At 59.8% G+C, this 17,261-nt stretch carries 13 protein-coding genes; 7 read left to right on the top strand and 6 right to left on the bottom strand.

Annotated features, from left to right (window positions below):
* Together GVL61_RS16615 and GVL61_RS16620 are read left to right on the top strand one after the other, a co-directional pair.
* On the top strand, window positions 1-598 hold a 598-nt coding region (locus GVL61_RS16615; protein ID WP_235037743.1), incomplete at its 5' end, for a glycosyltransferase family 4 protein.
* On the top strand, window positions 595-2,058 hold the full coding sequence (locus tag GVL61_RS16620; RefSeq protein ID WP_159981782.1) for a lipopolysaccharide biosynthesis protein: 1,464 nt from the start codon (window positions 595-597) through the stop codon (window positions 2,056-2,058). The genes GVL61_RS16615 and GVL61_RS16620, both read left to right, overlap by 4 nt.
* A gap of 42 nt (window positions 2,059-2,100) precedes the next feature.
* On the opposite strand, the gene GVL61_RS16625 is transcribed toward GVL61_RS16620, so the two are convergent.
* Both GVL61_RS16625 and GVL61_RS16630 read right to left on the bottom strand, forming a co-directional pair.
* Entirely contained in the window at window positions 2,101-3,093 is a 993-nt protein-coding gene (locus tag GVL61_RS16625; RefSeq protein WP_159981783.1) for a glycosyltransferase family 4 protein, read from the bottom strand.
* Window positions 3,094-3,103: 10 nt separating this feature from the next.
* Window positions 3,104-4,153, bottom strand: a complete 1,050-nt coding sequence (locus GVL61_RS16630) for a glycosyltransferase family 2 protein (RefSeq protein WP_159981784.1) — start codon at window positions 4,151-4,153, stop codon at window positions 3,104-3,106.
* Window positions 4,154-4,493: 340 nt separating this feature from the next.
* On the opposite strand from GVL61_RS16630, the gene GVL61_RS16635 reads away from it, so the two are divergent.
* Window positions 4,494-5,462 (top strand): family 16 glycosylhydrolase, encoded by a 969-nt coding sequence (locus GVL61_RS16635; protein WP_159981785.1) that lies wholly within the window; start codon window positions 4,494-4,496, stop codon window positions 5,460-5,462.
* A 109-nt stretch (window positions 5,463-5,571) separates the two neighbouring features.
* Entirely contained in the window at window positions 5,572-6,915 is a 1,344-nt protein-coding gene (locus tag GVL61_RS16640; RefSeq protein ID WP_159981786.1) for an MFS transporter, read from the top strand.
* On the opposite strand, the gene GVL61_RS16645 is transcribed toward GVL61_RS16640, so the two are convergent.
* The 4 genes from GVL61_RS16645 to GVL61_RS16660 form a co-directional block, all read right to left on the bottom strand.
* Window positions 6,907-8,181 carry an O-antigen ligase gene (locus GVL61_RS16645; protein WP_159981787.1) on the bottom strand — a complete coding sequence of 425 codons (1,275 nt, stop codon included), beginning with the start codon at window positions 8,179-8,181 and terminating at the stop codon, window positions 6,907-6,909. The genes GVL61_RS16640 and GVL61_RS16645 overlap by 9 nt on opposite strands.
* 230 nt (window positions 8,182-8,411) lie before the next feature.
* Entirely contained in the window at window positions 8,412-11,099 is a 2,688-nt protein-coding gene (locus tag GVL61_RS25355; protein ID WP_368667127.1) for a family 16 glycosylhydrolase, read from the bottom strand.
* Between the two features lie 75 nt (window positions 11,100-11,174).
* Entirely contained in the window at window positions 11,175-12,383 is a 1,209-nt protein-coding gene (locus GVL61_RS16655; RefSeq protein ID WP_159981789.1) for an acyltransferase, read from the bottom strand.
* A gap of 504 nt (window positions 12,384-12,887) precedes the next feature.
* Window positions 12,888-13,919, bottom strand: a complete 1,032-nt coding sequence (locus GVL61_RS16660; protein WP_159981790.1) for a polysaccharide pyruvyl transferase family protein — start codon at window positions 13,917-13,919, stop codon at window positions 12,888-12,890.
* A gap of 533 nt (window positions 13,920-14,452) precedes the next feature.
* On the opposite strand from GVL61_RS16660, the gene GVL61_RS16665 reads away from it, so the two are divergent.
* The 3 genes from GVL61_RS16665 to GVL61_RS16675 all read left to right on the top strand — a co-directional run bounded on the left by GVL61_RS16665 (window position 14,453) and on the right by GVL61_RS16675 (window position 17,250).
* Window positions 14,453-14,893: a hypothetical protein gene (locus GVL61_RS16665; RefSeq protein ID WP_159981791.1), complete on the top strand. Its 441-nt coding sequence runs from the start codon at window positions 14,453-14,455 to the stop codon at window positions 14,891-14,893.
* Between the two features lie 463 nt (window positions 14,894-15,356).
* Complete coding sequence (locus GVL61_RS16670; RefSeq protein ID WP_235037744.1) at window positions 15,357-15,908, top strand: polysaccharide biosynthesis/export family protein; 552 nt, start codon at window positions 15,357-15,359, stop codon at window positions 15,906-15,908.
* 73 nt (window positions 15,909-15,981) lie between these two features.
* A complete protein-coding gene (locus GVL61_RS16675; protein WP_159981793.1) occupies window positions 15,982-17,250 on the top strand; it encodes an outer membrane beta-barrel protein in 1,269 nt (422 codons plus the stop codon).
* Window positions 17,251-17,261: the final 11 nt, after the last annotated feature.

The following is a 17,261-nucleotide window of genomic DNA, read 5'->3' on the forward strand; positions in this document are numbered from 1 at the left end:
CCCTATGGCAGCACACCCGACGGCCCACCCCCAACCCGGCGACAGGCACCGACTGTTGTTCGTTGGCAGCAATACGGCACCGAACGTCATCGGACTGGAATGGATGTTCGAGAAAGTATGGCCGCTGATTCGCCAGCACTCGCCCGATTGCACGCTCGATATTGCTGGCACGGTCGCTGCGGGTTTTCCGCGTGGCGGACCGGACGGCGTAGTCTTCCACGGAATGGTCGACGATCTTGGACCTTTCTATAGCCAGGCGGGCATCGTCGTGTCTCCGCTCACGTTCGGGTCCGGGCTCAAGATCAAACTGGTTGAGGCACTGGCGCAGGGCAAGGCAGTGGTCGCCACCAGCGTAACGCTGCAAGGGGTAGAACGCGAATGCCTCGGCGCGGTGGACCATGTAGATGCGGCCGGAGACTTCGCCGCAGCAATCCTCGCTCTGGCCGACGACGATCGCCGGCTGGCCTTGGCAACGGCCGCACTCGGCGCCGCACGAGCCCATTTCTCGCCTCAGGCGTGTTACGCCGAATTCACCGCCTGGCTCGAGGAAAAACGCCCCCACGCCTCGCATCCCCTCACCGCGGAGCAGCGCGGGTGACAGTAACGCGCCCGGCCATCGCATCGCCGCTTATTTGGTCCACCGCCTCCAGCCTGGCCACGCAGGCCCTGTCATTCCTCACTTTTGCTATCTTGGCGCGCTTGCTTGGTGCGTCAGCTTTCGGCCTCGTCGCTCTCGCCGCACTGGTGATCGACCTGCTGCTTGTGGTTAGCAACGCCGGCATCAACGAGGCGGTAGTTCAGCGCCGCACCCTCACCGAGGAAGATGCCGATACCGCGTTCTGGACCAACCTTTGCTGCGGCCTGCTATTCTGCATCGCAACCATCGCGGCCGCGCCGCTGATGGCGTATCTGTTCGGCCAACCCGAGTTGACGGCTATCGTCACTGCCCTTGCGACGATCTTCGCCATCACGCCGCTCGCGGCCATCCACACCGCGCGGCTGACGCGTGACCTCAAATTCCGGTCCGTCGCCATGCGCAACATCAGCGCAGCGCTGGCAGGAGCAGCCGTAGGCCTACCAATGGCTTTTGCCGGTTACGGCGTATGGGCGCTGGTAGGCCAGCGCATCGCAGCAGCGCTGGCAATGGTAGTGACCGCATGGGCAAGCCTGCCGTGGCTACCACGCCTACGTTTTCATCGGCAATCGTGCGCGGAGATGTTGCGGTTCGGGGCCTACATCGGCATTTCAGGCACGCTGAACCAAATCAATATACGCAGCGCGGAAGTGATCTCCGGGGCCTTGGTGGGTCCTGTCGCGGTAGCTTTCATCCGTGCCGGCTCTCGCATCGTGGAGGTGCTCAATCAGATCACCTACATGCCCTTTCAGCAAATTGCGATGCCAGTCCTCACACGCAGCACGCACGATCTTGACGCGCTGAAAAGCACTTACCTGCGGCTCAGTCGCCTTTCCGCTTTCATCATGTTTCCCGCATTCCTTGGCACGCTGGCCTTGGCGGGAGAGATTGTCGCGATCGTGTTCGGAGACGGATGGGAGCCGGTAGCCGATGCGATCCGCATTTTCGCCTGCGCCGTCGTCGCATCGCAGATGAACAATCTCATCATTGCTGCCATAACCGCAATGGGCCAGTCGCGTACTGTGCTGTCATGGACCTCCACGCAGATCGTGGTGGGTGTGGCCGCTGCAGTTACCGTTCACGGCTGGGGCTGGCAGGCAATGCTGATAACCGGCGTGGCACGTGGATACCTGATCCTGCCTTACGGTTTCCACCTGCTACGCAAACATGCGGACATCCATTTTGTCGATGTACTGGCAAGCTTGCGCCCCGCCATGGCCAGTTCCGTGTTTATGGCGCTGGTGGTAATTCTTGGCGTCAATGCCTGCCAGGGCCAACTTCCGCCGATGGCAATCGTCACGATCTGGCTACCGGCTGGTGCCGTCTTCTATTTCGCGACTTACTTCTGGCAGGACCGCACGATCATCGGACAATTACGCGACATGATCACAGCGCGGCGGGCACGATCCGCAACGGCAGGATAACCAACAGCTGCTTGCGCTTCGCCCGCCCCTTCAGACCATAATTTAACTACCCGCCAGCACTCTGACTGCGCGCTTGGCCCGCTGCAACGGCGTGGGCCGGCGTAGCGCCCACAAGTCCTCAATGTCGGGATGAATATCTGCTGTGAGGTCAAAGAAGCGGTCAAGGTCACCAAATACAGTTTCCAGCCGAGATGCCACCATGTCCGTGGAGTAGCCTGCGAACCACGGTGCAGGCGGCGGGGCAGGCGCGCGATCGTTGACCGCGCGCAACACTTCCGCGACATCCCATTCCAGCGAATGGACGCGGATCTTACGGCAATTGAAACCGGGGTCGAGGTAATCGGCCAGCGCATCGTTGACGCTAGAGAAGACCACGCAACCATGCCCCATGGCCTCAAGCGGTGGCAGTCCGAACCCCTCGGTCGCTCCCACGTCTGCCCAGTGTTCGAGCGAATCGTAAAGGTAGACACTCGAACGCCGAAACCACGCGGATAGGTCGTCCACCCAGCCATCTAGCAAGGCCACCCGGCACCGCTCCTGTAATGCCGGGACCAGCCGCTCCAGTAGGTAGCGCGAAGATTTTCGCCCTTGTACCAGAACGTCGATATCGCGCGGCCGCGCCGTGGCCGAGCTATCGACTTCGACCACGTTAGGCACATGGGCGATGTAAGAGTTGGGCGCATGCCGCCCCCAATATGCCATCGTATGGCGGCTGACGCAGAGTACCGGCACTTTCGAAGGAAGCGCCATGCCCCAGCCGGTGCTGTGCGCAAAGTAAACCACGTCGTGGCCCTTCAACCTCTCAAGCAGCATCGCGATATCCGGGCCCCAGTGAATGACGAAGATCGGTGACGATGATCCCTTTGTGTCCTGCGTCAGACAATCATCCAGATGAAGGTGCCCCGCTATCCGTTCGCCGTAAAAAGCCACGCTTGCCGCGGTGAACCGGCAACATGCCTCAAAGAAACGCATTTGCGCGGAATTGCCGCCTACATTCATGCGATCGTGCGGAAACAGGAAGATCAGCGGGCGCATTATGGCTCCATCAGGGATTGAGAACAGCAGATTGCAGGCCTTGCGTGATGGCGCGCAGCCGTTCTGCCAGCGGTTCACCGAGCATCGGCGAGGCAGCTAGCCCATCCTCCCGCGACGGCTGGAGACGGCCGATGCGCTTGGCCGTAGCCTCGTAAAGGCTGGACAGTGTCAGGTGGCGGGCATCGCGGTTTCCAGCCGTCAGCCGCAAGGCTCGCACCAGCTTGCCGGCCTTGATCGCAGCAATGGTGTCGAGATGGAGAAGTGCTCCTTCCAGGTTCGCCCGGCGGGCCAGCAACTCTACGGCAAGTGCACCGTCCGCCTCGCATGGATAGGCCTGCGCCGCGCGCAGCAGCCCTTCCAGATCTGCTCGCGACAGACGGTGCGATGTGGAGGCAGAATGCCTGCGGTAATAGTAAGTCGCCTGGGGCAAATAGAGATACCGCGCCCCCCCCAGCATCGCACGCAGCACAAGATCGAAATCCTCTCCGATGCGCAGCCGTTCGTCATAGCCCAGTCCGTTAGCCCGCAAGAACGAGATGTCGAACAAAGGTTTGAGATAGCCGGGCAACGCGCCTTTGCCGCCGATCATGCCGCGTCCGACGTATTCTTCCGCCCCGATTTGCCGCGCTTCGTTCCACATAGGACCTTGCGCGAACGGCCGGGTCGTGAGGCTGCTGCCTTCCTCCTGAAATTCGATCATGTTGGTGACCGATATTTCAACACCGACCCGCGCCCTCCTCGCCATCAGCCATTCCAGGTGACGCGGATGCAGGATATCATCACTGTCGAGGATCGCGGCGAAGCGCCCCCGGGCTGCCTGAAGGCTGGCGTTCCGCACCGCGCTCAACCCCTTTTGCGGACCTTCCAGCAGGCGCACGCGGCTGTCAGTAGCGGTATGGGCACGGGCGAGCTGAGCAGTACCGTCGCTGGACCCATCATCGACGACGACGATCTCGATATCGGTCAACGACTGTTCGCGCGCGGAAAGAATCGCCGCATCGATGAAAGCAGCAGAATTGCGCGCGACCATCAGAACCGACACCAAAGGGGCTGCCGTCATCGCGTGCCAATCTTCGTCATCGCAGGGACAATCATCACGGCCTCCACGAACGGGAATGGGATGGAAATGGGCGTTCGTTCATGAAGAGCGACCCGGCCAATACTAGGCGAAGCCACGCCTGCGACGAACGGTAACGACATCCATTCCGGAGCCAAAATTCCGTCCAATAGCCCCGCATTGCAGTAAGATCATGCCGCAACGGATCTAGGCGGGCCTACCGCGCCACAGTCCGGCACCTCACGCGCGTCCAGATCGTATATCGCTGCTTAGAGAATTGAGGCCCAGCATTCGATAGGAAAGCCATGCCCGGAAAGCGGAAGCCGTGAGGATACGATGCCAGATGGCACTGGCAGCCTGTTCGCTATTTATGTTCCCGTCGATCGGTCCACCGCCGGTTACCGCAAAGGCAGCGGCGAAAGCAGAGCAGGCCGGCCACCTTACGCCCAGTGCATTCATCAATGCGCTTGCCCAAGGCCCGCTCGGTACCCCTTCTTTTGACGAACGATTCGACACGTTCGACAGCGGCACGGACCAACAACGTCCGAAGAAGCCCCATCGCTGGCGCACGGTCTATGGGTACGGCGGGCCGCGCTCGTTGTCCAACCGACAGATGTCGGCCGGCAGCTTCGCCTCCGATGCGCATTTCGCGGGAATGACGTCCTCGGGCGCAGGCACGATGCCGCTCGGGCTCGATCCGTTTCTCCACGAACGCGGGCAGCTCACGATCCTTGCGCAGCGGACGCCTCAAAGCTTACGCGCAATGACTTGGAACAAGCCTTATTATGGCGGCGCAATCACCACCAAGTTCAGCTTTGCACAGAAGTATGGATACTTCGAGATCGAGGCCAAATTGCCCTCAGGCAAAGGAATGTGGCCAGCGTTCTGGCTCATGCCGTTGAAAGGCACCTGGCCCGATGCCGGCGAAATCGACATCATGGAGGGCCTTGGCGACCCGCACACGATTTACTGCACCGTGATCGCCGGCAAACATAAGAAAACCACACGCGTGCGACTGGGCTTCGATGCTTCCGCCGCATTCCATCGCTATGGCTTGCTATGGGGGCCTTCGGAAATGGTCTGGTTCGTGGATCGCAAGCCGGTCGCCAGCGCCCCGACGCCGCGCGCGCTCACCACACAGAGGACTTATATGATCGCAAATCTTGCCGTTGGTGGCGCCTGGGGTGGATATCCCGACAAATCCACCCGCTTTCCCGGCCGCTACGAAGTGCGCCGGATTGCCGCATGGCCGCATCCCGACATGCAGGCAACGCGGCGTGGGACCAGCTCGAATCCAACCCTATCCTTCTAACGACTTGAGTCAGCTTGAATGCGCTGCAACATATCCTGCACGCGAGCAGCGAAATCGGGACCATCAATGGGCCCGAAGCATCGCTGCAAGGGAATGGGATGGGAAAGCGATGAATCACGAACACACGGCCGACCTGCCCTACTTGCGCAAGGTGGTGGGCGCGTCGATGGCCGGGACCATCGTCGAGTGGTACGAATTCTTCCTCTACGGAACCGCCGCCACCCTGATCTTCGGCAAGCTGTTCTTCCCGGCGACCGGAAACGACCTGGACGGCGTGATCGCGGCTTTTGCGACTTACGCGGTTGGCTTCATCGCGCGCCCGCTTGGTGGCATCGTGTTCGGGCACATCGGCGATAAGGTGGGGCGCAAGTCGCTGCTCCAGTTCAGCCTTATGTTGATCGGCCTGTCCACCTTCCTAATGGGCTGCTTGCCGACCTTTGGCGGCATTGGTTACTGGGCGCCGGTACTGCTGGTGGCGCTGCGCTTCGTTCAGGGGTTCGCGCTGGGCGGTGAATGGGGCGGCGCCGTCCTGCTCGTCGCAGAGCACAGTCCGAACCGCAGCCGCGCGTTCTGGGGCAGCTTCCCGCAGGCGGGCGTACCCTTGGGCAACCTGCTGGCGACGATCGTGCTGCTGGTGCTTTCCGCCACCTTGTCCGACGCGCAGTTCCTTGCCTGGGGCTGGCGGATCGGTTTCTGGCTCTCGGCAGTGATCGTGGGCATCGGTTACTACATCCGCACTCAGGTGACAGATTCGCCAATCTTCGAAGCCGCCAAGGCTGAAGCAGAAGAGCGCGCGGACGACGGCTATGGTCTTGTTGAAGTGTTCCGCCGTTATCCGCGCGGCGTCTTCACCGCGATGGGCCTGCGCGTGGGCGAGAACATCCTCTACTACATGGTCGTCACGTTCTCGATCACGTATCTGGCGCATATCGGCGTCAACACCACCAGCATTCTCACGCTGCTGTTCTGCGCGCATATCCTGCACGCAGTGGTCATCCCGCTGTTCGGTGCAAGCGCCGACCGGATCGGGCGCAAGCCAGTCTATATGCTGGGCGCGGCGTTGACCATGGTTTGGCCCTTCGTTGCCTTCCCGATGTTCGGCACCGGCAGTCTGCTGACTATTCTGGTTGCGATCTTTCTTGGCATGATCGTACATGCCCTGATGTATGCTGCGCAGCCAGCGATCATGGCCGAGATGTTCCCTACACGTATGCGCTATTCGGGTGTGTCGCTGGGCTATCAGGTTACCGCGATCTTCGCCGGATCATGGGCCCCGCTGATTGGCACCGCGCTGCTGCGGCAATACAACGACTGGCTGCCGATTGCGTTCTATATCCTGGGCGCCGGAGCGATCAGCCTGATTTCCACGATCATCATGACCGAGAGCAAGGGCGTGTCGCTGCTCGCAATCGACCGCGAGGACGAACTGCGGCTAAACAAAGGTTCAGCCTGACCCAGCCTGCGGGGTTCGCGCCGTCCCTGATCTTACCACGGGAAACCAGCCGAACCCCAAGGCCGCGAACAACATGATGGTCGGCGCGACCAGGGCGGCCGGGCGGATCGGCTCTACCGGCGTTTTGCTCAGTTGCAGCGCCATGTAGCTCAGCCAGAAACAGGTGGCGAGCGAAGGCGTCAGGACGAAGCGGCGCAGCAACGCGACAACGCCCGCGATCCAGCCTCCGAGCATAATGGCGAGACCGATGTAGCCGGTCTCCACCATGGTCTGGATATAGCTGTTGTGAAAGGAGAAGCCGGTGCTCTCCTGATGCACATCAAAGTACCGCCACAAGCCGATCGCATCGGGATTCGCGGGATTCCAGAAACCGAAATAACCCACCCCCAGCCAAGGGCGCTGGGCGATGATGAAGTCTGCCCGATACCAAAGGTAGCCGCGCCCGGTGAGCCCGGAATCCTTGGCCGACAGTTCCTGAATCAGTGCAAGAAGCGGCTGAAAGAACAGTAGGCTCAGCGTGAATATCCCGACTACTCCAGCAGCGAAGCCCAGCTTGAGAGCCGGTGAACGTGCCCGCAGAGCCAGCAGTGCGCCCAGCAGCGCGGCGGAGAGCGCCAACGAAGCCACCGCCCCGGCCGAATGCGCCCGCACCGTCGTCAGGACGCAAATCGCAGCCATTCCGCCCGCAACAACAACAACCACCGGAGAGCGCCGCTCGATTCCTGTTACCAGCGTGACCAGCGCCAGCAAGACGGCCGTACCGGCAGTGTCCGCAAAATAGTTCTTGGCCTCGCCTCCCAGTCCATAGAGAGCAAGCGCGCCTCCCATACCGTCGGGGTGGATGTTCCCAGCTAGAAGGGAAGCAACGGTATAACCGGTGTAGGCGAAGAACAGCCCCGCCAGCACCGCCATAGGCCGCGCGGCTTGGGACAGGAGCAGCCCGGCGAAAGCTGTCAGTGTCATCTGCACCGCATAGCGCAATGTCACTTCCGGGTAGATTGCCCATGCCACCGATAGCAGTGCGAAGGCCGGGAACGTCAATTGCAACCGGCACCGCCACAAGGCATCCCGGGTTTGCTCGAGCCGGATCGCAGCATAGAGACCGGTCAGGACCAGAAAAACGAAAGCGCCGGGCATACCGAGACTGGCCGGAATGCGTGCGCTCACCATGAGTGCAGCGAAAGCACCATCCTGAAAGCTGCGATCTGCAAGAAGGGCGACAAGGCGACTGCGAGGCGTCGACGCCCCAGCGAGCGCGATGGTCATTGCACTGCACTGCCCCGCCGTAGCGAAGCAAAGGCAGCGCGCAGGATCGGCAGCCCCGCCCGGCCCATCCTCCGAATGCCGTGATTGACTTGAACGTTACGACGCATCTGTCTGAAAGCCCCCGAAGCCGCAGCACCCATGGTGCTGCAGCTTCGATACAAGGCCCCGGCTACAGGGTCGACCAGACCGCCGGGAAGACTGCTTCATTCTGGAGTATGTTCTCGGACCAATCAGGCCATCAGTCCGATCGTAGCGCCGTAATCCACGGTGCTGAGGAAGCTGATGTCGGTCAGTGCAAACTGCGCATCGCCCATCAGGGTGATCTTTTCCGCACCGATCGACACCACGGTCGAGGTTGCCGTGTGGCTGATCGAAACCGCGCTCGATTTCACGCCTACCAGTACGAGCTTATCGACGCCGTGCTGGAAGTCGGTCACCGTATCCTTGCCGTAACCTGCGGCGAAGACGAAAGTGTCCGCGCCCGCACCACCAGTCAGCATATCGTCGCCTGCGCCGCCGTTGAGGACATCGTTACCAGCCCCGCCGTCGATCAGATCGTTACCGGCCCAGCCGAACAGCTTGTTGGCGCCGTCGTTGCCGTAGATTTTGTTCGCCAGCGAATTGCCGGCGCCGTTGATCGAAGCGCTACCGGAAAGGCGCAGTACCTCGACGTTGGCGGGCAACGTATAGCTGACCGAAGAGCGTACAGTGTCGTTGCCCTCGTTGGCCTGCTCGATCACCCGCACACCGGCCTGGTCGACGATGTATGTATCGTCACCCTTGCCGCCAACCAGAGTATCAAGACCGCCGGCACCGTCGAGGTAGTCATTACCCGCAAGCCCCGTCAATACATTGACCCCGGCATTACCGATAATGCGGTTGTCTCCGGCATTGCCGGTGCCGTTGATGTTGGTGGTCCCGCTCAGGCGCAGATTTTCCACATTCGTAGTCAGGGTGTAAGTGACCGTGCTGATGACCGAGTCCGAGCCTTCGTTCGCTGCTTCGATCACCTTCACCGAAGTGCTGTCTACCCGATAGGTATCATCGCCCAGCCCGCCGTAGAGCGTATCGGCGCCGCCATTCCCGTCGAGATAATCATTGCCGGCCATTCCCTTGAGGACGTTCGCGCCCTTGTTGCCGATCAGGCGATTGTCGAGCGCGTTACCGGTGCCGTTGAGCGCGGCGTCGGTGGAAAGGGTCAGGTTCTCGACGTTATCGGGCAACGTGAAACTGACGCTGGAGATGACCGCATCAGCGCCCCCGTTCACACGCTCGACAATCTTGTCTAGCACCGAGGTAACACGGAAAGTATCGTCGCCGCTGGTGCCGGTGTAAGTCTTGCCGGTTGCGACACCGCCCGCAACGCTGTCGCCCGAACCAACCGGAACCGTAGTGCCCGGGTTGGCGGTAACCGGAGTGGTCACTACGCCAGCACCCGAACCGCCCGCCGGATAAACGGTATGCGTGCCGCTGATCGTCGCCGAGACGGTGTCGGCCGTGCGATAGGCACGCACATAGTCCACCTTCATCTCACCCGTTCCGGTAGTCGTGTCGGCCGCGCCGCCCCAGCTGCCATTCCCGCCAACCGCAAGATTGACGAGCATGTACATTTCTTTGTTCATAGCTGGCGGCGTCGCCTGACGCGCTACTTCCACGCCGTCGATATAGTAGATCACCCTGTCACCGTTCCAGTCGACGCCGTAGGTATGGAACTTCGTGGTATCCAGCACAGCGCGATCCTGCGCCATCGTGTTCTTGCCATTCTCGATACCGTGGGTCGTCAGGTAAACGACGTTCGGGTCCTTGCCGAGCATCTCGAATACATCGAGTTCAGGCGGCCAGCTGCTGTCTGTGGGCAGCAACCAGAATGCAGGCCAGAAACCCTGCCCGGCCGGCAGCGCAGCACTGATCTCGAAGTAGCCATACTGCTGCGCGAACGTGAACTTGGTCGTCAACAGACCTGAGGTGTAAGTATGCCCGTCGATGAAAGGCAGCACATCCGCCGTAGCCGGCGCTGCGGTGATCGTCAGTACGCCGTCGTTGATGGAAAAGGGATTGACGCCGAGCGCCTTCTTGCCGGTGCCCCCCCAGTCCGCGTCCATGTAGACCTCGGACTCGGTTTTCAGGGTGCGGCTGGCGATAGTGCCCGGCCCGCCGTGGCCATATTCGGTGCGCCAGGTGCCCCCCTTTGAATAAAGGCTGAGCGAATTGAAATCATCACCGAAGTTGAGCGTCAACGCAGCGCGGTTGATTTCGTAAGTGAAGTCCTTGGCCACCAGGCTGGTCGCCTTGACGCCGCGCAGGATCAGGTCTTCACCATTGGAGAAGTGCAGTACCGTGTCCGCGCCCACCTGCTTCGCGGCGGACTGGATCTGCGAGAAACTGGTAATGCCGTAACCGCCGAGCTGGATCTTGTCGACGCCGGTCGCGAAGTCGACGATGACGTCGCTGCCATCACCCTTGACGACGATGAAGGTATCCGCCCCACCGCCCCCAACCAGCACATCGTTGCCGGCGCCGCCGTTGATCTGCTGCGCATACTCGTTGCCGATGATGACGTTATCGAGGTCGTTGCCGCCACCGTACCATGAGCCACTGCCTTCCAGGATCAGGTTTTCGAAGTTGGCGCCCAAAGTATGATAGACCGAGGAGCGGACGGTATCGATGCCCTCGCCCGAGGCCTCGAACAGCTTGTCCTTTTCGGACGAGATTATGTAAGTGTCGTCACCCTGACCGCCATAGTAGCTGTCACCGCCGCCGTAGCCGCGCATGATGTCGGCCTTATCCGTCCCCCGGATAATATCCGCCGCCGAAGTTCCGAGAAACGTCTTAACAGACGAAGAAGAGCTGCTCAGTAATTTACCGTAAGCATTGCTATACGAAAAAGCCATAATGAATAACCCCGTCACTGAAGCCATATTGCTTCGCCGTGTTGAGGTTTTTGGTAGCGTTTCTATTCACAAGGCGGACATAAGGACTCTGGTAAATGCAATTTAATCGATTGCATCTGTGCATCTTATCTTGACACCACCCAATGCAATTCGCCGCGCGGAAAATATTCGCACATAAAGCGCTTTGCGCCGCTCCCCCAATTCCGCCAGGATAAACACCGCGCCGACAGTGACGCTGCCCGCAAGCAGGCCGCCCGAATCCGTCCCGATACTATCAGGCCTGATCGCTGCGATCAGCACCAGGACCGGAAGGTGGGCGATGTAGAGGGTGAAACTGCCCCCTGCGCAGTAACGAACAACTCGTTCCACGCCGGCCGGCCAGATCGACCGTTCCGGTGTACACGCCGCGAAGATGACGATGATCGCGGCCAGCAACACGCCCAGCACCAGGTAGTAGGCCATGCTTGCGCCCAGCAGTGCCGGATCAGGCCATTCGAATAGCGGAACCGCCAATGTGCCGCCCCATCTGCGCCATACAAGCATCGCGAGCGCCAAGCTTGACAGCAAAGCCCAACCGGCGACCGCGCCAATCCGCGGTCGACGCCGTACAACACGCCAAGCCCCTACTCCAACCAACCACAACGGGAATGCCACCGAGATACGGGGGCCGCAGGCCACCAGCCACAAAGCAGCCAATACCCAGCGCCAGCTCCCTCGCACATAGAACAGAATGGCGAAGGCCACATAATAGGCTACTTCGAACCCAAGCGACCAGAACGGTGAACCCGTGGATACAACCACACGATAGAACCAGAATTCGTTGGTGAAAGTCAGATAGTGGAGGATCGGCTGCCACCCAGGGGCCTCACCGGCAAGAGCTCCGCCCAGCGTAGTATAAAGCGTCTGTTCGCCGACATCATAGAGCGCAGGGTTCACGCTCGCGCCGATCGCATGGCACACCACCAGCACAACAATGGCGACAGGGATCACCGAATACATCCGGATGGCCCGCGCACTCGCAAAGCATCGAAAGTCATGCTCTTTGCATTCTGCAACAAATGCGATAACGAATCCCGAAAGAACGAAGAAGATAACCACCCCTTCTTTCGCACTGTGCGCAATTATATCCGGCATATCGAGACGAAAAACTGCGCCGGTGTGAGCGAAAAATACCAGAAAAGCGGCAAGAAGGCGAAGAATATCGAGAAAGACAGACAGATTTCTACTCAAGATCTTCCCCGCGCTCACCTTGCTTGCCCGGCCCACTTGCACATAGGCGACAAAGCGCGAGGTACAGGCATTTTCGAGCAAAAGCTGTTTTCGGCCTCAGACTAGGTGAGCCGGCAGCGGTCACAACGGAAAGAACATCCGAAATACAGGTGATTACATCCCGGTAGAATAGGCCGGTGGCACGGGATGAAACGAAGCGTCCCGTCGGATAAGCCAACGCGGCGCAGACGGCACCGGCAGGCATCGCAAAGAGGCAGGATTATTAGCCAGTCGGGCCACGCCCGGCACTAATCCAGGCTATAAGCGTAATCCCGACAGTCGCGGGCGGTTCAGCCCTGCACGCGAGCCTTCACAAGGTCATGACGACCAATACGATGCCGCTCCACAGGCAAACACTGATAGCCGCGCCGGCGAGCCAGCCCTGCCACAGAATCGGCTTTGCACCGATACGTACGGGACTTGATGCAACCGAAGTGGTCGGTCGGAAGGGGTGTTGAGGCCTTTGCATAGACCTCTCATAAGCACCAAACTGCCTCCAATCGGTTAACTTCAATCTTGGGGCGCGCCCAGGACTCTTATATCGCGTCAGGCGAGTACCGCCCTCTGATGCAACCGGACCAACGCCTCAAGCCTCTGCAACATGGCATCGCGCAAGCTCTCACGCTTGGCCGCCCGGCTCAGGTACGGCTCGCAAGTCGCCAGTTCGGCCAGTGCTATCGCGGTGCGCTGTGGGCTGAACCCGAGCAGTCGGCGCGCCGCGGGCACATCCTCCAACACCCGTTTGGCCTGCGCTTTCAGGAAGGGTATCCGGGCAGGAGGCGCAATACGGCTGCGGAACTCGCGAAAGGAAGCCTCAGGGTCCAACGGCAGCATCGTGCCGAAAGGCTCTCCCCGTTTACCGAAGCGCAGCAGCGGCATCGGATCGGGCGGGGGCACCAGCGCGATCTCTACATTCAGGTCCAGCGACCGGGTCCAGTCTGCCCACTTGGCAGTCGAGAAATTGCGCGAGACCGCAAATCCTCTCCATGGCACGCCGTAAGCATCGGCCAAAATCGCGCCATGCAGCGATTCGGTAAGCACCAGACGCGCCCCTGCCAATGCGGCGATAACCGTCTCAGGCGCGCCCCTTGGGTCGACGAGATCGAACCCAGCCATCCGCACCGCACGATCCCATCCGGGAAAGGTGATCGTCTCATAATGAGGGACGACAACCGTACTTCCGCTCACCGGAACACTGCCAACTCCGGTGTCTATACCCGTCACCGAACGTCGAAAACGATCAACCAGCGGAGCCAGGATCGCACCATCGGTCAAAGGCCTGTCCGCCGACAATCCCAGCACCTTTGCCGTCACTGGTCCGCGCACGCAGTGATAATGCACGTCCAGTCCATCCCATCGATCGGCAGCCGTATAGCCAGCACCACTGGAGAATACGTGCAGGTGTCGCAGCCGCCCGGGGTCGATCCCTATAATGGTGCCGATGCCAACAAAGGCCTCCCCCCGATCATCGGCTGCATTCTCTTCCTCGAACAGCGAGGGCGCCAGGGTCGGCCAGAGGATCCCGTTGAGGTCATCGCCGAAGTTCGGGACGGCGGGTTCGTAATGCAGCAACTTCACTGAGCGCCTCCAACACGAAGGCGATGAAGCGCCCTCCCCCGGAGATGAACCAAATCCGATTCAACCACCACCAAGTTGAACATCAGCATGGTGCGCCCATGCAACACTTCAGCCCGCACGGAGCACACCATATCCACTCGATACGGCAAAACTTGGCATATGCTGGCCGTCGGAACGGCCGCCGCTGAGGCTATTCGCATCCACTATGAACCGTTCCTTTGGCACCCGACCGCCGCGCGATTGACGACCTCTAGGGGATACGCCTGCTTCCAGCCGCACTTCTCCTGACGAATGTATCCGAACAGAGAAGGTAATAAATCACATAATCGTCCATAACGGACAATACGGAACAAATTTCAACGATTCACGTCACGGAAATACTTGAGCTAGAAAATAATTTAGAATTATAGTGAACGCGGCGAAAATTATTGCTCATCAGAGATAGGCGCTATTAATCTCAATAATACACTTAAATCTCTGAAATTTCCGCCACCACCGGGGATTACTACATATTTTCACTTAGGAGGATGGACATGACAGCTTACAGAGGAACCGAGGGTAGCGACAAAATCGCCGGCAGCGGCGGCAACGACTCCCTCGCTGGCGGCAAGGGCATCGACTATTACTATGGCGGCGCGGGCAACGACGCATTCGTGCTCAAGCTGTCGGACTTCGATCCGGCGCTGAACAACAACGCGTCACTCGGAGCGAAGGCGCAGGATTTCATCTACGATTTCCACGGTGCCGGCGTATACGAAGCAGGGAACAACGACTTCCTCTATCTCTCCGGCTTCGGGGCCGGATCGACGATCACGTTTACGGGATACGGATACAACAGCGCGAGCCCCGGCGGTGACATTCACGCGCAATACTACACAATCCACAGCACCACCACGGGGCTGGACTACGTCGTCGCCGTGGGGTCAACGAACGGCAACCAGCTCAAGCTGGGTGACTATAACTTCTATAACTGACGTCCACGAAGGGCTGCCTTCTTGGTTGAGACCTTCTTGGAATAGTGGGAGAGAGACGTCTCGGCGTCTCTCTTTCGCATCCGGCACAAAGACATCAAGGCATCGCCAGAAGGCATAGCCTGACGTGTACCCTCCCGGACCCAGGCTTTCGCTCCCTCAGATATACGAAAAATTCCCAATGAGCGGGCTACCGCCAAATATTGGGACCAATACCTATACCTATAAAACTGGTTATATATTGCAGTATGCATGGACGCAGGGACGAAAATCCGACATCCGACACCGGATCCACGTAAATTGGTCGCTATTGGACCAGTATCGCGCAATTCGGATCGCAATTGAACGGTTCTTTCTTTGAAGAATGTTGCTGTCCCAGCCAGACTGCCCCGCAAGACATCAGCCATTTACCGAACCGAACAGACACAAGGTTCGAACAGAAAACAGGCGACAAATGCGGATATTCGTGACCGTTCTGTCAATTCTCATCACCGGATGCCTGACATCGGGCTGCGCAAGTAGCGGATCGCTTCCGGAACTGGCCTTGTCGAGCACTGACACCAGCTATGCATTGGGCGCTGGCGACAAGCTGCGCATCACCATCTACGGCGAGGAAAAGCTGACCGGCGAATATCTCGTCGATGGTTCCGGCGCCATTGCGTTCCCGTTGATCGGCGCGGTCCAGGCGAAAGGTCTCACCGCGCCGGCGTTAGCTGACCGCCTCACACGCGCACTCAGCAAGGGCTATATCGACAATCCCAGTGTCGCGATCGATGTACTGAACTTCCGCCCCTATTACATCCTGGGCGAAGTCAACACGCCAGGAGAGCATCCCTTCGTCGAAGGGCTGACCGTGTTCAGCGCGGTCGCCAAAGCGGCAGGCTTCACCTACCGCGCCGATGAAAAACGCGTTTATATCCGCCATAAGGACAGCACTGGCGAAGCCCTTTACCGGCTAGACGGCAACACGCCGGTGCAACCGGGCGACACGATCCGCGTCCTCGAGCGGAAGTTCTAGGGCTGTGCCAAAGATCGCCTTCTACGGCACTGGCTCCTGCCAACTATCAAGTCACGCCGTAGGTCCTTCAGCCTTGTGTATTACGGGCCTACGCACCAGCTTCGCGGTCCTTGCCCTGTCAATTGCCTGGTCTCCCGCAGCGGAGGCCCAGAACATCGGGCCGCTCATCCGTGAGCCGAACGATGTACCCGGTTCCAGGATCATCTCGGAGTATAAGCAGATCGGCTACGATATCGCCGGCTTCCAGGTGCTCCCGACCGTCACTTTCGGCGTGCGCGGTGACGACAACGTGTTCACCCGCACCAGCGTGAAGGAATCCGACAATGTGCTCCAGGCGGAACCGCGCCTGCAACTGCGCAAGCAAAACAGGTTTTACAACATTTCCGTCGGAACCATGGTGCGCACCAGTTCCTACTTGAAGCTTACCAGCCAGGATTCGACTGAATATAGCCTTGAGGGCACTTACACCCTTGGCACCACCAGCCCCAATTCGATCGCGGTGAATGTGGGCTACCGCCGCGAAGCGATCATGCGCGGCACGGTGGAGAACGACCTCGCCGGCGGTGAACCGTTGATGCGCCGCGTCCTCCACGGCTCGTTTACCGGGCGCAAGCAGTTCAACCGGGTTGCGATAGATGCCCAGGTCCTTAGCATACACCAGCGTTACGAAGATCTGGAGGACAGTGCGGGCACTCCGGTCGATCAGCACTTCCGCAACGTCACGCGGTATGGTGTGCAGGGCATCGCATCCTACGAGATCAGCAGCCGCACTGCGATCTTCCTCGGCGTCGAATACGACCGTTTCAACTACGCACTCTCACGCCGTCTAGTGAACCGTGACGCCGAGAACTGGAGCGGGACGGCGGGCGTCCGCTACGAGATCTCACGCCTGATCTATGCTCAATTGGGGTTCGGATACCGCCGCTATAATTTCAAGGACCCGGCGTTTGGCGCCATTGCCGGCCTCGCCGTTTGGGGGCACCTGCGCTACTTTCCCTCGCGCGTACTCGCCGTGCGCGGCAGCATCGAACAGAGCAACACTACCAGCCCCTACGATCTCGTAGGCGCCGTCACGCTGACAACCGCGAAAATCGAAGCGGAATACGAGATGCGGCGCAGCCTGTCCTGGCTCGCTGCGACCAAATTCACACTGGAAGACTACGGCAAGCAGCCTTATTCAGCCCGGCGCTTCGACGTTTCGGCGGGGCCACGCCTACGGTTCAGCCGCTGGCTTTCGGCAAATGCAAGCGCGGGCTACACGCGGCGATTCGTAAACGGTTCCGCACCTTTCGAGCCCTACTCCCAGTTCTACGGCCTAATCTCGGTCACGTTGGCACGATGATGGTAGCGGCC

It is taken from the genome of Novosphingobium sp. 18050 (genome assembly GCF_902706195.1).
In the GTDB taxonomy this organism is placed as follows: domain Bacteria; phylum Pseudomonadota; class Alphaproteobacteria; order Sphingomonadales; family Sphingomonadaceae; genus Novosphingobium.